Raw genomic sequence first — 1,354 nt, 5'->3', positions numbered from 1 at the left:
GCGATCACCGGCGTGGTCATCTCGTACAGGCCGAAGAGCGCGATCCGTGACGTCGGGAAAGCGCTCGGCTTCTCGCTGGACGAGGTGAACACCATCGCGAAGGGGCATCAGTGGTGGGACGGCTCCGACATCGCCGACGACCGCGTACGTGAGGCTGGCCTCGAGCCCGACGATCTTCGCGTCCAGCAGCTGCTGCAGTTGACCTGGCAGCTCCTCGGTTTTCCGCGCCACCTGAGTCAGCACACTGGCGGCATGGTGCTGACGAAGGGGCCGCTCTCTSGCATCGTTCCGATCGAGAACGCTTCGATGGCCGATCGGACCGTCATCGAGTGGGACAAAGACGACCTGGACGCCATGGGCCTTCTAAAGGTGGACTGCCTGGCGCTCGGGATGCTCACCGCCATTCGCAAGGCGCTGGATTTCATCGGAGAGCGGCAGCAGACCGTCTTCGGCATGCAGGACATACCGGCTGAGGACACCGAGACCTACGACATGATCTGCAAGGCCGACACCGTCGGGGTGTTCCAGATCGAAAGCCGTGCACAGATGAGCATGCTGCCGCGGCACCGGCCGCGTTGCTTCTATGACCTGGTGGTTCAGGTCGCGATCGTGCGCCCCGGGCCCATCGTCGGTGGCATGGTGCACCCGTATATCCGCCGGCGGCAAGGCCTTGAGCCAGTCACCTATCCGAGCGCTGCGTTGGAAGAGGCGCTGGGCCGAACGCTGGGCGTTCCCGTGTTCCAGGAGCAGGTGATGCAGATCGCGATGCTGGCCGCTGGCTACACGGCAGGGGAGGCCGACGGGCTACGCCGAGACATGGCCGCGTGGAAACGCAAGGGTGGGCTGGCCAAGCACTATGACCGCATCGTCGATGGAATGACGAGCCGCGGATATGAGAAGGCGTTCGCCGAGCAGATCTTCAAACAGATTCACGGGTTCTCGGAGTACGGCTTTCCGGAGTCACACGCGGGCTCGTTCGCGCTTCTGGTCTACGCGAGCTGCTGGATCAAKCGGCACCATCCCGCGGAGTTCCTTGCGGCGCTGATCAACTCGCAGCCGATGGGGTTCTATTCGCCGTCGCAGCTGATACGCGACGCCAAGGCACACGGCGTCGAGGTGCGTGCACCGGATGTTCTCAGCAGTGATGTCGACTGCACCCTGGAGGATCTTCCGCACCTACCGGCTGTGCGCTTGGGATTGCGGCTGATCGCGGGGTTGGCCTCGGCCTCGGCAGCGCGCATCGTGGCAGCGCGATCGGAAGCTGCATTTGAGAGTGCTGACGATCTTGCGCGGCGGGCCGGTCTGGAAGCTCATGAGATGAAGCTGCTGGCGGCAGCGGATGCGCTCGCCAGCC

Annotated in this window: 1 protein-coding gene; it reads left to right on the top strand. The window is 64.2% G+C overall.

What is annotated here, in order from left to right; all coding sequences use genetic code 11:
* On the top strand, positions 1–1,354 hold a 1,354-nt coding region (locus tag AC1D15_RS32480), incomplete at both ends, for a helix-hairpin-helix domain-containing protein (protein WP_477829303.1).

The sequence above is a fragment of the Rhizobacter sp. P2_H2 genome (assembly GCF_056403375.1).
The sequence above is the reverse complement of the archived record's forward strand: the minus strand, read 5'-3'. Positions and strand labels throughout refer to the sequence as shown.